This is a genomic window from Pseudomonas sp. MTM4, assembly GCF_019355055.1.
Classification (GTDB): domain Bacteria; phylum Pseudomonadota; class Gammaproteobacteria; order Pseudomonadales; family Pseudomonadaceae; genus Stutzerimonas.
In genome coordinates, this window is sequence record NZ_CP048411.1 from 1,777,947 (window position 1) to 1,796,220 (window position 18,274).

The following is an 18,274-nucleotide window of genomic DNA, read 5'->3' on the forward strand; positions in this document are numbered from 1 at the left end:
TTATCGCTTACTGGTAGCCCAGCGAATGCAGGGCTCGCTCGTCATCGGACCAGCCGCTCTTCACTTTCACCCAGAGATTGAGCATGACCTTGGAATCGAACAGCACTTCCATGTCTTTGCGCGCTTCCTGACCGATGCGTTTGATCCGCTCGCCTTTGTCACCAATGATGATTTTCTTCTGTCCGTCGCGCTCGACGAGGATCAGCGCATGGATATGGAGAACATGCCCCTGCTGCTTGAAATCCTCGATCTCGACGGTGATTTGGTAAGGCACTTCGGCGCCCAGCTGACGCATGATCTTCTCGCGCACCAGCTCAGCGGCGAGGAAGCGGCTACTGCGGTCCGTAATCTGATCCTCCGGAAAGAAGTGCTCGCCTTCCGGCAGGTGCGACGCCACTAGCTTCTCGAACACATCCAGGTTCTGCCCATGCTGAGCGGAAATCGGCACGATCTCGGCTCTCGGCAGTTGCTGTGCCAGCCACTCGAAATGCGGAAGCAGCTCGCCCTTGTCCTCGACGCGATCGGTCTTGTTCACCGCGACGATCACCGGCCCTTCGACATATTGGACGCGCTCCAGCACTAGCTGATCCTCATCGGTCCAGCGCGTGCGGTCGACGACGAACACCACCACATCGACATCCTTCAATGCCGAAGAGGCAGTACGGTTCATGTAGCGATTAAGAGCGGTCTCGCCGTTCTTATGCAGTCCGGGCGTATCGACGTAGACGGCCTGGACAGCACCTTCGGTCTTGATCCCGAGCATGTTGTGGCGCGTGGTCTGCGGCTTGCGTGAAGTTATTGCGAGCTTCTGCCCGAGCACATGATTGAGCAACGTCGACTTACCGACATTGGGACGACCAACGATTGCGACATAACCACAGCGGCTTACCGCATCGTCCTGCAGATGTTCATCAGTCATGGCCATTCTCCACGCCAAGGGCGATCAATGCCGAGGCGGCGGCAACCTGTTCGGCAATGCGCCGGCTGGCGCCCTGCCCTTGTGTCTTCTCGTTGAGCAGTGACACCTGGCACTCGACGAAGAACGTGCGGCAATGCGGTTCTCCCTGAATCGCCACCACTTCGTACTTCGGTAATTCACAGGCGCGCGACTGCAGAAACTCCTGCAAGCGGGTTTTAGGGTCCTTGTTGGTGTCGACCAGCGTCAGTCCTTGCAGTTCGTTGGCAAGCCAGGCGAGCACGCGGTCGCGTGCGGCCTCGATGCCGGCGTCCAGATAGATTGCACCAATCAAGGCTTCGAGCGTGTCGGCCAGGATGGACTCACGGCGATATCCACCGCTCTTGAGCTCACCCGAACCGAGGCGCAAATAGTCACCGAGTTCGAAACCTCGTGCGAGCACCGCGAGGGTCTCGCCCTTGACCAGCCGCGCGCGCAGGCGGGACAGCTGCCCTTCCTTGGCCTGTGGGAAGTGGCTGAACAGTGCCTCGCCAGCGATGAAGTTGAGAATGGCGTCACCGAGAAACTCCAGACGCTCATTGTTGCGTCCGGCATAGCTGCGATGCGTCAGGGCCAGCAGCATCAGCTCCTGGTCTTTGAATTGATAACCGAGCTTGCGCTCGAGACGGGCTAACGAAGTGCTCACGGCATCCTTAGGCGATATTCTTTATCGAAGTTCGCCACAAGATCGAGGTTACGGATCAGGGGCTCGCGTTTTTCGTAATCCAGATGGACCTTGAATTCATTGTTCTCGATGACGACTTTCATTGCTTCCTCTAGATCGAGGTCGCGAATGCCATTTACATCCATCCCCTTGCGGACATGGCTGTAAAAGTCCCGAACGGTGCGGACTTCCATCGTTTTGTCACTTTCGACTCCGCTGATGATCTTGTCCATGGACATATAGTCGAAATAGTGCGGCAGCATCTTGAAAGCAGTGCTGGCCACGAACGCCACCAGCGCAAGCATCATGATCCAGCTCAGCATGGACAGCCCTTTTTGCGAACGAGCAAAACTCATGTCGACCTCTATGTCGTACGTTACCCACCAATCGGGGCTGCTCAAATATAGCGAGCCGGGCCAGGGGAACCCGGCCCTGAATCACAGACTCAGTGAATCAAACCGACTCGGGAGAAGTGTGGCAGATTGCTGAACTTCGGATCCGGCCAACTCATCCACACGGCGAACGCCTTACCGACGATATTGCGGTCCGGAACCATGCCGGCAAACTCAGCGGGAATCGCTGCATCTTGCCAATAGCGGCTGTCGTTGGAGTTGTCGCGGTTGTCGCCCATCATGAAGTAATGACCTTCAGGGACGCGCCACTCGCGATTGGGCTCGACTCGGTAGCGACCCATCTCCTTGCGGATCTGATGCTCGACCTCGCCCAGCTGCTCCCGGTACAGCTTGGCGCTACCCAGGCTGCCCGGCTCTTCGCCGATCAGCACTTCGGGGACCGGCTTGCCGTTTATGGTGAGCCGCTTGTCGCTGCTGTATTGGACGATATCTCCCGGCAGGCCAACGACTCGCTTGATGTAGTTGATGTTCGGGTCACTCGGATAGCGGAAGACCATCACATCGCCACGCTTTGGATCGCTGACGTCGATGATCTTAGTGTCCACCACCGGCAGTCGAATGCCGTAGGCAAACTTGTTGACCAGAATAAAATCGCCGACCTCGAGCGTCGGTATCATCGAGCCCGATGGAATCTGAAACGGCTCGATCAGAAACGAGCGAAGCACCAAGACGATCGCCAGCACTGGAAAGAAGGATTTGCCGTACTCGATCAGCACCGGTTCCTTGCTCAGGGCGTCCAGTGTCGACTGATCAGGCTGGCCACCGGTGCGACCTTCATAGTTCGCTATCGCAGCACGACGACGCGGCGCAAAGAACATCAGGTCGAGCAGCGACAGAAAACCGCATACTGCAACGGCAATCACCAGCAACAGCGGGAAATTGATCGACATATCAGCTATCTACCTTCAGCACCGCGAGAAACGCTTCTTGCGGGATTTCTACGTTGCCGACCTGTTTCATACGCTTTTTGCCGGCCTTCTGCTTTTCCAGAAGTTTGCGTTTACGACTCACGTCACCGCCATAGCATTTGGCCAGAACGTTCTTGCGCAACGCCTTGACGGTGCTCCGAGCAACGATCTGACCGCCAATTGCCGCCTGGATCGCCACGTCGAACATCTGCCGAGGGATAAGCTCTTTCATCTTCTCTACGAGGATGCGCCCTTTGTAATGAGCATTGTCACGGTGCACGATCAGCGCCAGCGCATCGACCTTGTCGCCGTTGATCAAAATATCCAAACGGGTCAAGTTCGCCGACTGAAAACACTCGAAGCTGTAATCCAGCGAGGCATAGCCACGACTGACCGACTTCAGACGATCGAAGAAATCCAGCACCACTTCACTCATGGGCAGGTCGTAGCGCACCTGCACTTGCGATCCGAGGAACTGCAGATCCCGCTGCACACCGCGCTTCTCGATACAGAGGGTAATGACGCTTCCCAGATGCTCCTGGGGCACAAGAATATTGGCCCTTACGATTGGCTCGCGCATGTCCTCGATCGACGACAGATCCGGCAGCTTGGACGGGCTATCGACGTAGAGGGTTTCACCATTCTTGAGCGCCAGCTCGTAAACCACAGTGGGCGCGGTGGTGATCAGGTCCAGATCGTACTCACGTTCGAGCCGCTCTTGGATGATTTCCATGTGCAACATGCCGAGGAAGCCGATACGGAAACCGAAGCCCAGCGCATCGGAACTTTCAGGTTCGTACTGCAGTGCGGCGTCGTTCAAAGTGAGCTTCTGCAGCGCCTCGCGGAAATCCTCGAAATCATCCGAGCTGACCGGGAACAGGCCGGCATAGACCTGCGGCTTGACGCGCTTGAAGCCTGGTAGCACTTCGACGTCCGGCGTATTGGACAGTGTCAGCGTGTCGCCGACCGGCGCGCCGTGGATGTCCTTGATGCCAGCAATGATGAAGCCCACTTCGCCCGCTTTCAGATCAGCAGTGCTGGTGTGCTTGGGGTTGAAGACTCCGACGCTATCGACCTGATGCACCTTGCCGGTGGACTTGACCAGTACCTTGTCGCCTTTCTTGATCCGACCATGGCGCACCCGCACGAGCGAGACGACACCCAGATAGTTGTCGAACCACGAATCGATGATCAACGCCTGCAACGGTGCGTCGAGCTCCCCTGTCGGCGGCGGAATGACCTCGACCAGACGCTCCAGGACATCATCTACACCCATGCCGCTCTTGGCGCTGCAAGCGACAGCGTCGGTCGCATCGATACCGATAATGTGCTCGATCTCACCCTTGACCTTTTCCGGGTCCGCCTGCGGCAGGTCCATCTTGTTCAGTACCGGCATGACCTCCAGGCCCTGCTCGATAGCCGTATAGCAATTGGCAACCGATTGCGCTTCGACGCCCTGGCCCGCATCGACGACCAGCAGCGCACCCTCGCAGGCCGCCAGCGAACGGCTCACCTCATAAGTGAAGTCAACGTGTCCGGGGGTGTCGATGAAATTCAGCTGGTAGGTCTTGCCGTCCCGAGCCTTGTAGTAAAGCGTAACGCTGTGCGCCTTGATGGTGATGCCTCGTTCGCGCTCGAGGTCCATCGAATCAAGTACCTGAGCGTTCATCTCACGCTCGGTCAGACCGCCACACATCTGAATGAAACGGTCGGCCAGGGTCGACTTGCCATGGTCGATGTGCGCGATGATGGAAAAATTGCGGATATGACTCAGGTCGCTCACAGCTCAACACCCAATATGCCGCGGGCTGATTGCCCGCCGAAAATAGCCGCAAAGTGTACCTGATAGGTCTATTCAGCGCCACGCCGGACCCTGGGGCCGCTTCCCTGCTCTGCGAATGCAGTGCCACGCTTGGAAATGTCCTTCCGAGCACAAAAAAAACGGCCCGGAGGCCGTTTTTCTTTCTTCGTCTATCAATCTACTCAGCGAGCTTGAATGTGATGAAGCTTGCTCGACCCTGGCGCAGCACCCGCATGGAGACCGAGCGGTTCTTCGGCAGCTGTTCTGCAACGCGGCCAAAGGTCGACGCGGAGTCGATGGCCTGATTATTCAGATGGGTAATCACGTCACCTGGACGCAAACCGATCATTGCGGCAGGACCGTTCAGCACTTCACTCACGACCACCCCACCAGGCAAATCAAGGCTGCGCTTCTGCTCGGCGCTCAATTCAGACACTTTGACGCCAAGTCGATTGCTGCTTTTTTCTGTACGACTATCGGCTGCCGCCACTCCTTCGCCTTCTTCTGGCAAAGCTCCGATGGTGACGGTAAGCGTCTCGCGCTCGCCATCACGAACGATACCTAGCTTCGCTCTGGTGTTCGGCTTGATCGTACCAATCATGTGTGGCAAGTCGGCGGACATATCGATGTCTTTGCCGTCAACGCTGAGAATCACATCGCCGACCCGTAGACCACCCTTGGCTGCCGGCCCTCCGTCCATCACCTGCGCCACCAGCGCACCGGCTGGACGCTCCAGACCAAAGGACTCGGCCAGATCTCGGTTGACCTCCTGTATCACTACGCCCAGCCAACCACGACTGACCTTGCCGTCCGCACGCAACTGATCGGAAACATCCATAGCCACATCGATAGGAATGGCGAACGACAGCCCCATGAAACCGCCGGAGCGGGTGAATATCTGCGAATTGATGCCGATCACTTCGCCCTGCAAGTTGAATAATGGCCCACCGGAATTGCCTGGATTGATTGCCACGTCCGTCTGAATGAAAGGTACATAGCTTTCGTTGGGCAAGTTGCGACCTGTCGCACTGACGATGCCAGCCGTAACCGTGTGATCGAAGCCGAAGGGCGAACCAATCGCCAGCACCCACTCGCCGACCTTGAGCGAACTGGATTGACCCAGCTTGACAGTTGGCAACCCTGTCGCCTCGACTTTGAGCAAAGCCACGTCGGTACGAGGGTCGGCACCGACAAGCTTGGCCTCCAGCTCACTGCGATCCGGCAAGCGAACGATTATTTCGTCCGCATCGGCAACCACGTGATTATTGGTCAACACATAACCGTCAGCGGAAATGATGAATCCAGACCCAAGCGACTGAGCCTCACGCTGCTGTCCGCCCCCCGGCATGCGCGGAATGCTGTGTTCGAAGAACTCACGAAAAATAGGCGGCAGCCCTTCAAGATCTGGCATGTGCGGATTCGCACCACGAGCCGGTACCTTCTGCTTGGTGCTGATATTGACTACTGCAGGCGAAGCATTTTCCACCAATGGAGTGAAATCCGGCAGCTGTGCATTAGCCACCGAAGCCTGTCCCAAGAAAAACAACACAGCGAAAAAAGCGAAGCCGCTATTGCGTAGAACCTTCAACATCATTCTCCCTTGACGAAAACAAACCGGCCTGACCGTACCCTTCAGTGGTTGCCAGCATTGCGCGCAACACAATGGGCTGCAACCCCGGATCATCGGCAGCTCGCTGACTGCGCTTGCGTACGATCAGCCAGGAAGCAAGGAAACCGCCAACTCCCGAGAGCACTACATATGGCTCGGCAGCCGAAAGCTCAGAAGCAATGAGGGCAGGCGCCAGCAGCGCAATCAGCGGAAAAAGATAGACAAGAAGGGCGCCGCGTAGCAATACGCTTTCACGGATGCCGACAATAACCGAATCGCCTACGTCCAAATGGAAATCGGACAACGCCCGGATCAGCCCACGCTGCTGGTGAACGCCAAGTTTATCCATCAGGCCTTGGCCACACCCGTTTTTGGCGGAACAGCCGGAGCAGGTGCTACTACGCCGTGTCTCAACCCAGACCGCGCCAGGCTCCACTGCAATTACGCGGCCGGGCTCCTCAATCATTGCGTCGCCTGATCGGACCCGGATCGCATCGACAGTGCCACTCGTTCGGCGGTGCCTAGAGGAATCTCACCAACAACCGTCACCATAACGTCGCCAGTGGTAGTTGAAATACGCTTGGATACCGCCACGGTCGGTCCCATCTGACTGCGCGCATCTTCGACGACAGCGCCCTCCAGCCGCTCGAGAAATACCGAGAAACGAGCAAGCCCGTCGCCATAGGACAGCCAGGCTACGGGTTCACCGGACGCGGGACTTGAGCGAACGCTCGAATCGAGAAGCTGAAACCCGGACGGTAGCCAGTCCGATCGCCATTTGCTCGGTGTCGACTCCTGCGCGGCAATCACAGAGACTGGCTCACAGGCCGATCCGGCTTCTATGTCCGCGTGCTCGACAGACGAGGGCGAAAACTGGACGAACTGAAAGCGCTCCAGCAATTGGCCGCTTTCATCAAGCAACAGAGACTTGAGCGGCAGCGCTGTCTCTCGATCGAGATGCAACTCAAAACCGTAGCGGTGCTGATCCTGCGGTCGTATTGCCAGCGCCACCGTCGGACGCCCAGCCACCCGGGACTCACCTATTACCTGGAAGGTATACCAATCGGAAAGCTTTTTGGGGTCGAACTGCTGCTGGCGCCATGGCTTGGCATCTCGTATTTGAGACGCTAGATCTTCGCTGGCGCACTTGACCTGGCCGTCCACCAATGAAACCTCGACCGGCGGACCGTCAAGCTGCAAGAGGCGCTCGTGCAGCTCTTCCCCTTCCACCAACTGCCAGACGGCATGACTGGAAAAACTGCCGTTGCGCTCGTAAACGAAAGTCCCTTGATAGCTTTGCTTCTCCTCAGCCACCGCAAGACGCTGCATCCACGTACTGGCATCAGCAGCGAAGGCCGGCATCGATAGCCAGCCTCCAAGCACCACACATAGCGGTATTACACGCATGTTGTTCCTTAACGTTCTTCCATACTGGCGGCACGCGCATATGGCAGTGCACCTTCAGAACCGCTACCGAAAGCGGCCTGCTGAGCATGCTGACGAACATACGCCGGCAACCGCTTTTCATGCCAGCCTTCCGAAGAGCCCTCAGCAGCTGCTGCTTGAGCTTCCGGTGCGCCTGCGCCCTCACTGTAGCCCGCCAATACGGCTGGCCCTTGGTTGGCCTGCGGCACGGCGATGCTCGGCTGCGCAGCCTGTTGAGCAATCTGTGGACCAGCAACTTCGCTCTGATTGTACAGGCGTACTCCGGCTAGTACTGCTACGGTTACCGAAGCTGCAACAGCAATACGCCCCATGTTGCGCCAGGCAAAACGCTGTGGCTTGGCCACTGTGATGGCCGGCTCGTCAGCTAGTGCGGCAGATACCGCCGAAGCGATGTCCAGGCGCGGCTCAATCAGCTCCTTGTGCATTGCGGCACGAGCAATCTGATAACGCGACCAGGTCGATCGCATTTCGGTGTCGCCATCGGCGGCGAGCACTCGGCGTAATTCCAACTCGTCCGCTTCGTTATCCATCACCGCGGACAGCGATTCATGCAGGGCTTCACGACTCATGGCGGTTCCTCTCTTGGCTATCGCCGCTGTCTCAGGATTCATGCAACAGGGGTTGCAAAGATTTATCGATGGCTTCCCGCGCTCGGAATATCCGTGAGCGGACTGTACCCACCGGACACTGCATCACGTTTGCAATGTCTTCATAACTAAGACCATCAAATTCACGCAGTGTTAGAGCCGTGCGTAAATCTTCTGGAAGTTGCTGTATGGTTTTATGAACTGTGTCCTCTATTTCATCCCTGAGAAGCGCTCTTTCCGGCGACTCGATGTCTTTGAGAGCGTGGTCGCCTTCATAAAATTCAGCGTCTTCGGAACTGACATCACTGTCAGGTGGCCGCCTTCCTCGCGCCACTAGATGATTTTTTGCCGTGTTGATAGCAATGCGGTACAGCCAGGTATAAAAGGCGCTGTCCCCGCGAAAATTCGCAAGCGCGCGATAGGCTTTGATAAAGGCTTCCTGCGCAACATCCTGCGCCTCATGGGAATCATGTACGAAGCGCACGATCAACCCAAGGATCTTATGCTGATACTTCAGTACCAACAGATCAAAAGCCCGCTTATCTCCCCGCTGCACTCGCTCGACCAGTTGCTGGTCCTGCTCCTGCGTTAGCATAAACACTCCTCCCTGACCTGGAAGGGGTGCTGCGCCCGCCTGCGAGCTGACCTGCCAGAATAGACCCGGGCTTTACACAAAAGTTCTCCCCCTTCAAGCAAGCTTTTCTGCAACACACCTAACGGCATTGGCGAGCGACGCGTCAGGACGGACCGCCCTGATAACGCCCTCTTAGTATTCGCAGCAAAATCCAACCGCCCCTTGAACGATGGCCAGTCGGGTCGCCTACACAACTGTCTATAGAGACAGGCTTGCAAGAAAAGTTCCAAAGCATCAGCCACATAAAAACGGGCCGCTATTTTGCCGGGGATGCACCTCTATATACTAGGGCCTATTTCCGTTTCGCTGCGAGTCGCGTTGCCGCCCAAAATGAAGCCGGACAAGGCGCGGAACGCAGCCTTGGCAATTCCCGGCACTACAAACGCCATGCGCTCCGCAGCCCCTCAGACATGAGATTCGAAATGAGCCAACATCATCAGTACGACGTTCTTGTCATAGGTAGCGGCGCCGCCGGTTTGACGCTTGCGCTCAATTTGCCTACCACGCTTCGTGTCGCGGTATTGAGCAAGGGCGACCTGGCTAATGGCTCGACATACTGGGCCCAGGGTGGCGTTGCGGCCGTGCTGGATGATACCGACACGATCGAATCTCACGTTGCCGATACTCTCATCGCCGGCGGCGGGCTGTGCAAGGAGGAAGCCGTACGATTTACGGTCGAACACAGCCGCGAAGCCATCCACTGGCTGATCGAGCAAGGCGTTCCCTTCACCAGGGATGAAGCCGATCGCGAGCATGGCAGCTTCGAATATCACCTCACGCGGGAAGGCGGACACAGTCACCGCCGCATCATTCATGCCGCTGACGCGACTGGCGCAGCCATTTTCAATACTCTGCTTGCCCGCACCCAAGACAGAGACAACATCGACCTGCTGCACCAGCGCGTCGCCGTCGATCTGATCACCGAGCGCAAGCTGGGCCTGAACGGCAAGCGCTGTCTCGGCGCCTATGTGCTGGATCGAGCGAGCGGCGAGGTGGATACCTTCCACGCAAGGTTCGTCGTGCTTGCGACAGGCGGTGCCGCGAAAGTCTACCTCTATACCAGTAACCCGGATGGTGCCTGCGGCGATGGCATCGCCATGGCCTGGCGCGCCGGATGCCGAGTCGGCAATCTGGAGTTCAATCAGTTTCACCCCACCTGCCTGTACCACCCCAGAGCCAAAAGTTTTCTGATCACCGAAGCATTGCGCGGCGAGGGCGCGATTCTCAAATTGCCGAACGGCGAGCGCTTCATGCCGCGCTTCGACGCCCGCGCCGAACTGGCACCACGCGACATCGTGGCTCGGGCGATAGACCATGAAATGAAGCGCCTAGGTATCGATTGCGTCTACCTGGATATCAGTCATAAGCCCACGGAATTCATCAAGGCACATTTCCCTACCGTCTATGAGCGCTGCCTGACGTTCGGTATCGACATCACCCGTGAACCAATTCCAGTGGTACCGGCAGCCCACTACACCTGCGGTGGCGTCGTAGTCGACCGGGCAGGAAGAACCGACATTCCGGGACTCTATGCCATTGGTGAAACCAGTTTCACCGGCCTGCACGGCGCCAATCGCATGGCGAGCAATTCACTTCTGGAGTGTTTCGTCTACGCCCAAGCCGCCGCTCAGGACATCCTTAGCGAGCTGCCATCGGTGCAGGCGCCAAACTCCCTGCCAACCTGGGATGCAAGCCAGGTTACCGACTCGGACGAGGACGTTATCATCGCGCACAATTGGGATGAGCTGCGGCGCTTCATGTGGGACTACGTTGGCATCGTGCGGACCAGCAAGCGTCTTGTGCGCGCGCAGCACCGAGTGCGCCTGTTGCTGGGCGAGATCGACGAGTTCTACAGCAACTATAAAGTCAGCCGCGATCTCATCGAGCTGCGCAATCTGGCGCTGGTGGCGGAACTGATGATCCGTTCGGCGATACAGCGCAAGGAAAGCAGAGGCTTGCATTTCACGCTGGATTATCCCGAGCAACTTCCGGAAGCGAAGGACACTATTCTGGCGCCGCCCACCTACGGCGACTGAACTTCAGCCTGACCCGCAGACGCCGATGTTGTGCCTGCAACATTGCATCTCGCGGAATGCAGACGCTCCGAACGAACCAGTCGCCCGGCACCTTGAAGCGCAACACCACTACCAGGGGCAGCGCGATGCTGTCGGGCCGCAACTGGACGGGTTGCCAGCCGGCGCGGCGGCTCCAGAGCGACCAGCCCTGCTGGTCGTGACGCAGACCGAGCCAGGAAGAATCACGAACCAGCAGGATATGCGACGGTACGATCCAGGCGGCATGCAATAGGCATAGCAGCAAGCCGAGCAACCACAGCCAGAACGGAACCGGCATCACCAGCAAGGTGGCGATTGCCAACAAGAGTACTGCGATATAGAGCGCCAGCAGCACGCCAGATCTCTGCCAGCGGCATTCGAACAGGTGGCTACTTGGGCTGGACACGATCTAGGATCATGCGAACCATGTAGCGCAAATCTTCATCGTCCGGCTCGGCACGTTCCATGAACCAGCCGAACATGTCCTGATCCTCGCAACTCAGCAGCTTACGGTAGCGGCGCTGATCCTCTTCGTTCAACTCTGGATAAACCTCCTTGACGAAGGGCACCAGCAGAACGTCCAGTTCGAGCATGCCGCGACGGCTCTGCCAGAACAGGCGATTGAGTTCGGATTGTTCGACCATGCAAATACTCCTGAGTGAAGGGCCAGCATTATACCGACTGGCGCAACGGCCGGCGCCCTGTTGACGTCCGATGCGGAGTGGCAGCTGGTGCACACTGTGTTTTGTCGGCGTCCTGCTATGATGCCGGTCCTGATTCTCCACGGCGTCCCGTCATGACCGATACTGCTTTTTTCTGCGTCCTGTCGCACGAAGGTGTCCTGGCCGTACGCGGCCCGGACGCGAACAAGTTTCTGCAGGGACAGCTGACCTGCAACCTGAATTACCTCGACGCGCAACATTCGAGTCTCGGTGCGCGTTGCACGCCTAAAGGGCGTATGCAATCTAGCTTCCGCATTCTGGTGGAAGGCGATGGGTATCTGTTGGCGATGGATCGCGCCCTGGTGCAAACGCAGCTTGCCGAGCTCACCAAATACGCAGCGTTCTCGAAATCCAAGCTGTATGACGAAAGCGACGAATGGGTTCGTTTCGGCCTCAGCGCCGGGGACGGCGCCTTGGTCAGTCTCGGCCTGGATCTTTCCGCGAACGCGGATCAAGTGGTTTCCACCCACGGATTGATCGCCGTCCGCCTTGCCGATGGCCGCGCCGAACTATGGACGCGCGCGAAGGATGCCGAAACCACACGCCTGCGGCTCGCCGCCCAGCTTTCCGAAGCATCGATCGATTCCTGGTTGCTGGCGCAAATTCGTGCAGGTATTGGCCAGGTCGTAGCTGCCACCCAGGAGCTTTTCATCCCACAAATGATCAACCTCCAGGCACTGGGCGGGGTCAGCTTCAAGAAGGGCTGCTATACCGGCCAGGAAATCGTTGCGCGGATGCAATATCTCGGCAAGCTGAAGCGCCGTTTGCATCGGCTTGCCGCTGAAAACGCCGATACCACGGTGCCGGAACCGGGTGTCGAACTGTATTCACCAGTCCATGGTTCCAGCGTTGGGGAAGTGGTGTTGGCGGCAAGTGCTGCGGGCGGGCTGGAACTGCTAGCAGTTCTGCAGGAAGACGCCGCAGCCGACGGGCGAATATTCCTCGGCTCACCCGATGGTATTCCGCTGACCTTGCGCGACCTGCCGTACACCCTGAACGCGGACCGCGAAATCCAGCGTTAGCCTTACTTGCCATGCCCAACACAGAATCACCCATTAAGGAGAGACATGAGTACTCTTGCCGATAAAGTTCTGCAGGAACTGATGCAAGCGATCGAAAGTGACGAGCTGGTCCTGCCGACGCTACCGGAAGTGGCACTGCGAGTCCGTGAAGCTGCGGAAGATCCCGACGTGAGCATTCCGACCCTGGCCAAGGTGATCGGCAACGACACTGCTCTTACGGCGCGCATCATCAAGGTCGTGAACAGCCCCCTGCTGCGCACCAACCGGGAGATCAACGACCTGCAGATGGCGATAAGCCGTCTTGGCATCAATTACACCTCGAACCTGGCGACCGGCCTTGCCATGGAGCAGATGTTCCAGGCGACGACGGACGTGGTCGATCGCAAAATGCGAGAGGTCTGGAACAAGAGCACCGAAATAGCCGCCATTAGCCATGTTCTGTGCCGTAATTTCACGCGGCTTCCGGCTGATCAGGCGACGTTGGCGGGGTTGATTCATCAGATCGGCGTTCTACCGATCCTTACGTACGCAGAAGAACATAGCGCCCTGCTCAGCGACTCCATAAGCCTTAATCATGTCATCGATCGAATTCATCCGATCATTGGGGAAAAGATTCTGCGCGCTTGGGAATTCCCCGAGCCAATCGCAGCGGTTCCCGGCCAGCATCTGAATTTCTCTCGCATCTCGGACAAGGTGGATTACGTCGACATCGTTCAGGTCGCTACTTTGCAGAGTTACATCGGAACCTCTCATCCTTACACCCAGCTCGACTGGAACCAGATTCCCGCATTCAGCAAGCTGGGACTCAACCCGAATACGCTGCTACAGGAGGACGAAGATCTGTCCGCCGCGATGGATGCGGCGATGAGCATGTTGCAGTAACCCCTCGCGGGTGCTGCCTGGCACCCGCAATCCTTCTCGCCTGCCGCGCCTGGACTCAGGTTGCTGACCGTTGGCCGCATGCAATGAACCGCTACCGCCGCGCCAAGTCACAAGATTAACGGCGTACTTGCCGTATCACGCTGGTGCGCCGGTCACGTCTCGGCCGCACCTGTCTGTCAGGTAGATGAAGGAGAACAAAAATGACCCCTAAAGCGTTCTTTTCTGGTGCTGCAGCAGTGCTATTCGGTGTGGCGGCAAACTTTGCATTAGCGGCGGAAGGTGAAAATTTCGTCGACGAAGCGTCCGCAAAAGGCATGGCGGAAATCGAAACCGCCAAGCTGGCGCTGGACAAAGGCACGGCTGAAGACGTCAAGACGTTCGCGCAGAAAATGATCGACGACCACACCAAGTCGAATCAGAAGCTTGCCGAGATTGCCGGCCAGCACGACGATCTGGAAATGTCGGACGAAGCGGCTCTCATGGATAAGGCCAAAGCCATGATCCTCAAGCTGCGTGAAGGTGAGAATTTCGACCAAGCCTATGCCAACAATCAGGTCATGGCCCACGAACAAACCATCGAGCTGTATCGCGAATATGCGAAGAACGGTGAAAACGCCGAACTCAAGCAGTTTGCCGAAACGACGCTGAAGGAGCTGGAGCAGCACCTGCAGCACGCCCAGGAACTGGCCGCTGCCCACGGTGGTAACCAGTAAGACTGTCGATTGGCGCCGCAGACGCGGCGCCACGCTTCAGACGTCGCTAGGGAGTCGCCAGTCGATCGGCTCCTTACCTTGTTGTTTGAGGAACTGGTTGGCGCGACTGAAGTGTCCGTTACCGATGAACCCTCTGTGAGCCGATAGCGGCGACGGATGTACCGATTTGAGCAGCAAATGCTTGGTCGGATCGATCAGCTTTGCCTTGCTCTGAGCATGCGCGCCCCAGAGCATGAACACCACATTCGAGCATCGCTCGCTTACCACTTCGATGATTCTGTCCGTCAGGCGCTGCCAACCCTTCTTCGCGTGGGACCCTGCCATCCCCTGCTCGACCGTCAATGAGGTGTTGAGCATCAGAACGCCCTGATCCGCCCAGTGCTGCAGATAGCCATGGCGAGGGATGTCCAGATTCAGGTCGCGCTTGAGCTCTTTGAAAATGTTCTGCAGCGACGGCGGCGGCGCCACGCCTGGCTGTACCGAAAAGCACAAGCCGTGTGCCTGCCCGGCGCCGTGGTAGGGATCCTGCCCCAGAATGACCGCCCGGACCTGATCGACAGGGGTGGAATTCAATGCATTGAAGATCAACGGCCCCGGCGGATAGATGATCTTTCCAGCCGCTTTTTCGCTGCGCAGAAACGCACCCAGCTCCTTCATGTAAGGCTGCTCGAACTCGTTCTGTAACGCGGCCTTCCAGCTTTCTTCGAGTTTGACGCGATCAACCTGACTCATAGCGCTGCCCTGATTGCGAGGCGCTGAACCCTAAGCAAAGGATTGCGGGGAGTCAACGCGCGAGGCCGCCCAAACATTCTTTTCGCGGAATGTCGCCTACCGCACACTTACATAAAGGTTCCCCCGTATACGACCAATGAATGCGTGACGAAAAGCCGCAGGGCACAGTAAAAAGCCTCTCACCAACAACAAATACAATAAGGACTCTGCAATGAAACGGATTACGCTCCTGGCTCTGGGGCTAGGGTTCTGCCTGGCTGCCGAAGCTGCCGATCCGATCACTCTCGGCCTCAACTACCCCCGCACCGGCAGTTACAAAGAGGAAGGCCTCTCGCAGATGCGCGGCGCACTGCTGGCCATCGATGAAATCAACGCCAAAGGCGGCGTACTGGGCCGCCCATTGAAGCTGTCCACCCGCAACTCCGCGTCGCGCCCGGAAAAAGCCGTAGCCAACGTCGACAAGCTAGCCGACGAGGGGGCTGCCATGCTGTTTGGTGGCGCTTCGAGTGCTGTCGCCATTGCCGCCGGAAAGCGTGCCAAGGAACGCGGTTTGCTCTATTTCGGCACCCTCACCTATTCCAACGACACGACCGGGAAGGATGCCCATCGCTACATGTTCCGCGAGTGCAACAACGCCTGGATGAGCGCAAAGGTGCTGGGCCAGTATCTGAACCAGCACCTGCCCAACAAGCGCTACTTCTACATCACCTCCGACTACACCTGGGGCCATACCAGCGAAAGCTCTCTGCGCCAGGCAACCGGCACGCAGGACAGCAGCCGACATCCCAGCATCAGCACGGCTTTTCCCGGCGCACGCCTTTCCGACTATCGTGCCGCCCTGACCGAAGTAGCCAAAAGCGAGGCCGAGGTACTCGTGCTGGTGCTGTTCGGGGAAGACTTGGTCCGCGCGATGCGGATCGCCGATGAACTCGGCCTGAACAAGAGAATGCAGGTCGCGGTGCCCAACCTGACGCTGAGCATGGTCGAAACGGCCGGGCCGGACATCATGCGCGGCGTTTTGGGCACAGAGCCGTGGACCTGGCGCGTACCAGAGCTGGAAGGGTCGGTCGCTGGCAAGCAGTTCGTCAAAAGTTTCGACGAGCGTTACCAGACCCATCCATCCAGTTCCGCAGCCTCGGCCTACAGCATCGTTTACCAGTGGGCCGACGCCGCGAATCGCGCACGCAGCCTCGACAGCGAGCGAATCATCGCGGCGCTCGAAGGTCATCGTTACACTCTGCTCAAGGACGAGCAGCAATGGCGGGCCTTCGATCATCAGAACGTTCAGACGGTGTACGCGGTGAAGGTCAAGCCGCGCGAGGAAGTGCTCAAGGACCGCTTCAAGCAGGACTACTTCGAAATCGTTCATCGCCTGACCGGAGAGCAGGCTGCGCCAACCCTTGCCGAATGGCAGGCCGAACGCCGCTCTGGCAATCAGACGCTGGCGCTGCAATAACCCGCAGCCGGAGCGGCGCTGTCCAGCCCGTGCCGCTCCGACGTTTTTCACTCTTTGCGCATCAGCGCGCGCACTGGTCTTATCTGTCCCAGCGACAATTCCGATCGTCCTGGTCATACCTGGACGGATCGCGCCTAGACTTCATCTAACGGTTTCCGTCATGACCATCGTTCTGCAACGCGCGGCTCAATCGCGTATCTGATGCAGACAAGTCGCACGTAGTTGATTCCGACGAGGACGACCATCATGAGCAGCACCGCAGTTGAACCTTACAAGTCTGGGGTCTTCGATCTGACCCACAAGCTGACCGTAGAAAAGCATGGGCATACCGCACTGATCACCATCAACCATCCACCCGCCAATACCTGGGACCGCGAATCACTGATCGGCCTCAAACAGGTCGTCGAACACCTGAATTATGACGACGACGTATACGCGCTCGTCATTTGCGGGCAGGGTGAGAAATTCTTCAGCGCTGGCGCCGACCTCAAACTCTTCGCTGATGGCGATCGAACCCGCGCTCGAGAAATGGCGAGACGCTTCGGTGAGGCTTTCGAGGCTCTACGCGAATTTCGCGGGGTATCGATAGCCGCCATCAACGGCTTCGCTCTCGGCGGTGGGCTGGAATGTGCACTGGCCTGCGATATCCGCATTGCCGAACAGCACGTACAACTCGGTTTACCGGAAGCCTCGGTCGGCCTGTTGCCATGCGCCGGAGGCACACAGGCGCTTGCCTGGCTGGTGGGTGAAGGTTGGGCCAAGCGGATGATTCTTTGTGGTGAACGGATAACAGCGGAAACGGCGATGCGTATCGGTCTGGTAGAACAAGTGGTGGAACCTGGCGAGGCTCGCGGGCATGCGCTGCTGCTAGCCTCCCGCGTGGCAAGTCAGAGCCCTGTGGCCATACGCAAGATCAAACCACTGATAGATTCCATGCGCAGCCGCGGACCAGTAATGCTCGCAGCTGCCGAACGCGAAGCCTTCGTCGATCTGTTCGAAGCCGAAGATACCCTGGAGGGCGTCAACGCTTTTCTTGAGAAGCGCGAACCGCGCTGGAGAAATCGTTAGCCCGTTATCACCGCAACGGTTCGTCACGCCCAGGCTTGGGCGCACCCGAGCGTGCCGAAAAAGCGGGTCAATCTCTCAACGCTGATGATGCCGGCCGTTGAAATCACGACGCTGATGCATCCGGTAGTCACGCCCGTCACGAATCATTGGCGACCGACCAAAGCGTTGGGGGTGTTCGCGATGCCAACGTTGAGGACGGTCGAACCCTGACTTGCGTCCATCATTCCAACGTTGCGGCCGGTGAATCTCACCGCGGCGCTCATGGCTCCAGCGCTGCCGGTCCGTTCCCCGATGTCGATCGTAATACTGCGGCGGTAGCTGACCCTGATAGCGCGGCGGCAAATTCTGCGGATATTGCCGGTGCTGCGAGTACGGGCTGCGCGGGTCGTACTGGTAGGCGCGGTTTTCGACGCGATAGCTGCCGCCATCCGGCTGATACACCCACACGCCACCTCGTGATTGCGCGCATGCCTGGGTCCCGAAGCCGAGACCAAGCAGCAAGATCACCAATGGAATCTTCATTGAACACCTCCAGCAGCCGCTCTGCTTGAACGTTGCGGCCATGTCACATCAGACCACAGCATAGGAAAGGCTGACGAGTGACCTGA

At 58.0% G+C, this 18,274-nt stretch carries 20 protein-coding genes; 6 read left to right on the top strand and 14 right to left on the bottom strand.

The window, feature by feature from the left end; genetic code table 11:
- Positions 1-7: 7 nt before the first annotated feature.
- The 10 genes from era to rpoE all read right to left on the bottom strand — a co-directional run bounded on the left by era (position 8) and on the right by rpoE (position 8,978).
- On the bottom strand, positions 8-919 hold the full coding sequence (gene era / locus GYM54_RS08070; RefSeq protein WP_131650627.1) for a GTPase Era: 912 nt from the start codon (positions 917-919) through the stop codon (positions 8-10).
- Positions 912-1,601, bottom strand: coding sequence for a ribonuclease III (gene rnc / locus GYM54_RS08075; RefSeq protein WP_131650628.1), 690 nt, complete (start codon positions 1,599-1,601; stop codon positions 912-914). Before rnc ends, era begins: the two co-directional genes overlap by 8 nt.
- On the bottom strand, positions 1,598-1,975 hold the full coding sequence (locus GYM54_RS08080) for a DUF4845 domain-containing protein (RefSeq protein WP_131650629.1): 378 nt from the start codon (positions 1,973-1,975) through the stop codon (positions 1,598-1,600). Before GYM54_RS08080 ends, rnc begins: the two co-directional genes overlap by 4 nt.
- 89 nt (positions 1,976-2,064) lie before the next feature.
- Positions 2,065-2,922 (bottom strand): signal peptidase I, encoded by an 858-nt coding sequence (gene lepB / locus GYM54_RS08085; protein ID WP_197445582.1) that lies wholly within the window; start codon positions 2,920-2,922, stop codon positions 2,065-2,067.
- 1 nt (position 2,923) lies between these two features.
- Positions 2,924-4,723 (bottom strand): translation elongation factor 4, encoded by a 1,800-nt coding sequence (gene lepA / locus GYM54_RS08090; RefSeq protein ID WP_131650631.1) that lies wholly within the window; start codon positions 4,721-4,723, stop codon positions 2,924-2,926.
- Positions 4,724-4,919: 196 nt separating this feature from the next.
- Positions 4,920-6,332: a DegQ family serine endoprotease gene (locus tag GYM54_RS08095; protein ID WP_181100558.1), complete on the bottom strand. Its 1,413-nt coding sequence runs from the start codon at positions 6,330-6,332 to the stop codon at positions 4,920-4,922.
- On the bottom strand, positions 6,310-6,816 hold the full coding sequence (locus tag GYM54_RS08100; RefSeq protein WP_131650633.1) for a SoxR reducing system RseC family protein: 507 nt from the start codon (positions 6,814-6,816) through the stop codon (positions 6,310-6,312). The genes GYM54_RS08095 and GYM54_RS08100 overlap by 23 nt, the downstream gene beginning before the upstream one ends.
- Positions 6,813-7,757 (bottom strand): MucB/RseB C-terminal domain-containing protein, encoded by a 945-nt coding sequence (locus tag GYM54_RS08105; protein WP_181100555.1) that lies wholly within the window; start codon positions 7,755-7,757, stop codon positions 6,813-6,815. The genes GYM54_RS08100 and GYM54_RS08105 overlap by 4 nt, the downstream gene beginning before the upstream one ends.
- A gap of 8 nt (positions 7,758-7,765) precedes the next feature.
- A complete protein-coding gene (locus GYM54_RS08110; RefSeq protein ID WP_131650635.1) occupies positions 7,766-8,365 on the bottom strand; it encodes a sigma-E factor negative regulatory protein in 600 nt (199 codons plus the stop codon).
- 31 nt (positions 8,366-8,396) lie between these two features.
- A complete protein-coding gene (gene rpoE, locus GYM54_RS08115) occupies positions 8,397-8,978 on the bottom strand; it encodes an RNA polymerase sigma factor RpoE (protein WP_131650636.1) in 582 nt (193 codons plus the stop codon).
- A 461-nt stretch (positions 8,979-9,439) separates the two neighbouring features.
- On the opposite strand from rpoE, the gene nadB reads away from it, so the two are divergent.
- Positions 9,440-11,053, top strand: coding sequence for an L-aspartate oxidase (gene nadB, locus GYM54_RS08120; protein WP_181100550.1), 1,614 nt, complete (start codon positions 9,440-9,442; stop codon positions 11,051-11,053).
- Here the strand turns inward: nadB and GYM54_RS08125 are convergent.
- Both GYM54_RS08125 and GYM54_RS08130 read right to left on the bottom strand, forming a co-directional pair.
- Positions 11,022-11,477, bottom strand: coding sequence for a protein YgfX (locus GYM54_RS08125; protein ID WP_181100548.1), 456 nt, complete (start codon positions 11,475-11,477; stop codon positions 11,022-11,024). The genes nadB and GYM54_RS08125 overlap by 32 nt on opposite strands.
- Positions 11,461-11,715, bottom strand: coding sequence for a succinate dehydrogenase assembly factor 2 (locus tag GYM54_RS08130; protein WP_131650639.1), 255 nt, complete (start codon positions 11,713-11,715; stop codon positions 11,461-11,463). The genes GYM54_RS08125 and GYM54_RS08130 overlap by 17 nt, the downstream gene beginning before the upstream one ends.
- A 152-nt stretch (positions 11,716-11,867) precedes the next feature.
- Here GYM54_RS08130 and GYM54_RS08135 point away from each other — a divergent pair, with 152 nt between their 5' ends.
- From GYM54_RS08135 to GYM54_RS08145, 3 genes are all read left to right on the top strand, one after another.
- Positions 11,868-12,815, top strand: coding sequence for a folate-binding protein YgfZ (locus tag GYM54_RS08135; protein ID WP_131650946.1), 948 nt, complete (start codon positions 11,868-11,870; stop codon positions 12,813-12,815).
- A gap of 45 nt (positions 12,816-12,860) precedes the next feature.
- The gene (locus tag GYM54_RS08140; RefSeq protein ID WP_181100545.1) at positions 12,861-13,697 is read left to right on the top strand and encodes an HDOD domain-containing protein; all 837 of its coding nucleotides are present in this window, start codon (positions 12,861-12,863) and stop codon (positions 13,695-13,697) included.
- Between the two features lie 200 nt (positions 13,698-13,897).
- Complete coding sequence (locus GYM54_RS08145; RefSeq protein ID WP_131650641.1) at positions 13,898-14,410, top strand: DUF4142 domain-containing protein; 513 nt, start codon at positions 13,898-13,900, stop codon at positions 14,408-14,410.
- 36 nt (positions 14,411-14,446) lie between these two features.
- Here the strand turns inward: GYM54_RS08145 and ung are convergent, their stop codons facing one another.
- A complete protein-coding gene (gene ung, locus GYM54_RS08150; protein ID WP_131650642.1) occupies positions 14,447-15,142 on the bottom strand; it encodes a uracil-DNA glycosylase in 696 nt (231 codons plus the stop codon).
- Positions 15,143-15,353: 211 nt separating this feature from the next.
- Here ung and GYM54_RS08155 point away from each other — a divergent pair, with 211 nt between their 5' ends.
- The gene (locus tag GYM54_RS08155) at positions 15,354-16,598 is read left to right on the top strand and encodes an ABC transporter substrate-binding protein (RefSeq protein ID WP_197445581.1); all 1,245 of its coding nucleotides are present in this window, start codon (positions 15,354-15,356) and stop codon (positions 16,596-16,598) included.
- Positions 16,599-16,844: 246 nt separating this feature from the next.
- Positions 16,845-17,666: an enoyl-CoA hydratase gene (locus tag GYM54_RS08160; RefSeq protein ID WP_197445580.1), complete on the top strand. Its 822-nt coding sequence runs from the start codon at positions 16,845-16,847 to the stop codon at positions 17,664-17,666.
- Positions 17,667-17,741: 75 nt separating this feature from the next.
- On the opposite strand, the gene GYM54_RS08165 is transcribed toward GYM54_RS08160, so the two are convergent.
- The gene (locus tag GYM54_RS08165; RefSeq protein ID WP_231752217.1) at positions 17,742-18,188 is read right to left on the bottom strand and encodes a hypothetical protein; all 447 of its coding nucleotides are present in this window, start codon (positions 18,186-18,188) and stop codon (positions 17,742-17,744) included.
- Positions 18,189-18,274: the final 86 nt, after the last annotated feature.

What these genes read in the sequence shown, in the direction of transcription:
- GYM54_RS08095 (WP_181100558.1), bottom strand. Translation starts at nt 6,332, where the DNA reads ATGTTGAAGGTTCTACGCAATAGCGGCTTCGCTTTTTTCGCTGTGTTG.
- GYM54_RS08165 (WP_231752217.1), bottom strand. Translation starts at nt 18,188, where the DNA reads ATGAAGATTCCATTGGTGATCTTGCTGCTTGGTCTCGGCTTCGGGACC.
- era (WP_131650627.1), bottom strand. Translation starts at nt 919, where the DNA reads ATGACTGATGAACATCTGCAGGACGATGCGGTAAGCCGCTGTGGTTAT.
- GYM54_RS08080 (WP_131650629.1), bottom strand. Translation starts at nt 1,975, where the DNA reads ATGAGTTTTGCTCGTTCGCAAAAAGGGCTGTCCATGCTGAGCTGGATC.
- GYM54_RS08135 (WP_131650946.1), top strand. Translation starts at nt 11,868, where the DNA reads ATGACCGATACTGCTTTTTTCTGCGTCCTGTCGCACGAAGGTGTCCTG.
- nadB (WP_181100550.1), top strand. Translation starts at nt 9,440, where the DNA reads ATGAGCCAACATCATCAGTACGACGTTCTTGTCATAGGTAGCGGCGCC.
- GYM54_RS08130 (WP_131650639.1), bottom strand. Translation starts at nt 11,715, where the DNA reads ATGGTCGAACAATCCGAACTCAATCGCCTGTTCTGGCAGAGCCGTCGC.
- GYM54_RS08155 (WP_197445581.1), top strand. Translation starts at nt 15,354, where the DNA reads ATGAAACGGATTACGCTCCTGGCTCTGGGGCTAGGGTTCTGCCTGGCT.
- GYM54_RS08110 (WP_131650635.1), bottom strand. Translation starts at nt 8,365, where the DNA reads ATGAGTCGTGAAGCCCTGCATGAATCGCTGTCCGCGGTGATGGATAAC.
- ung (WP_131650642.1), bottom strand. Translation starts at nt 15,142, where the DNA reads ATGAGTCAGGTTGATCGCGTCAAACTCGAAGAAAGCTGGAAGGCCGCG.
- lepB (WP_197445582.1), bottom strand. Translation starts at nt 2,922, where the DNA reads ATGTCGATCAATTTCCCGCTGTTGCTGGTGATTGCCGTTGCAGTATGC.
- GYM54_RS08140 (WP_181100545.1), top strand. Translation starts at nt 12,861, where the DNA reads ATGAGTACTCTTGCCGATAAAGTTCTGCAGGAACTGATGCAAGCGATC.
- GYM54_RS08105 (WP_181100555.1), bottom strand. Translation starts at nt 7,757, where the DNA reads ATGCGTGTAATACCGCTATGTGTGGTGCTTGGAGGCTGGCTATCGATG.
- GYM54_RS08145 (WP_131650641.1), top strand. Translation starts at nt 13,898, where the DNA reads ATGACCCCTAAAGCGTTCTTTTCTGGTGCTGCAGCAGTGCTATTCGGT.
- GYM54_RS08160 (WP_197445580.1), top strand. Translation starts at nt 16,845, where the DNA reads ATGAGCAGCACCGCAGTTGAACCTTACAAGTCTGGGGTCTTCGATCTG.
- GYM54_RS08100 (WP_131650633.1), bottom strand. Translation starts at nt 6,816, where the DNA reads ATGATTGAGGAGCCCGGCCGCGTAATTGCAGTGGAGCCTGGCGCGGTC.
- rpoE (WP_131650636.1), bottom strand. Translation starts at nt 8,978, where the DNA reads ATGCTAACGCAGGAGCAGGACCAGCAACTGGTCGAGCGAGTGCAGCGG.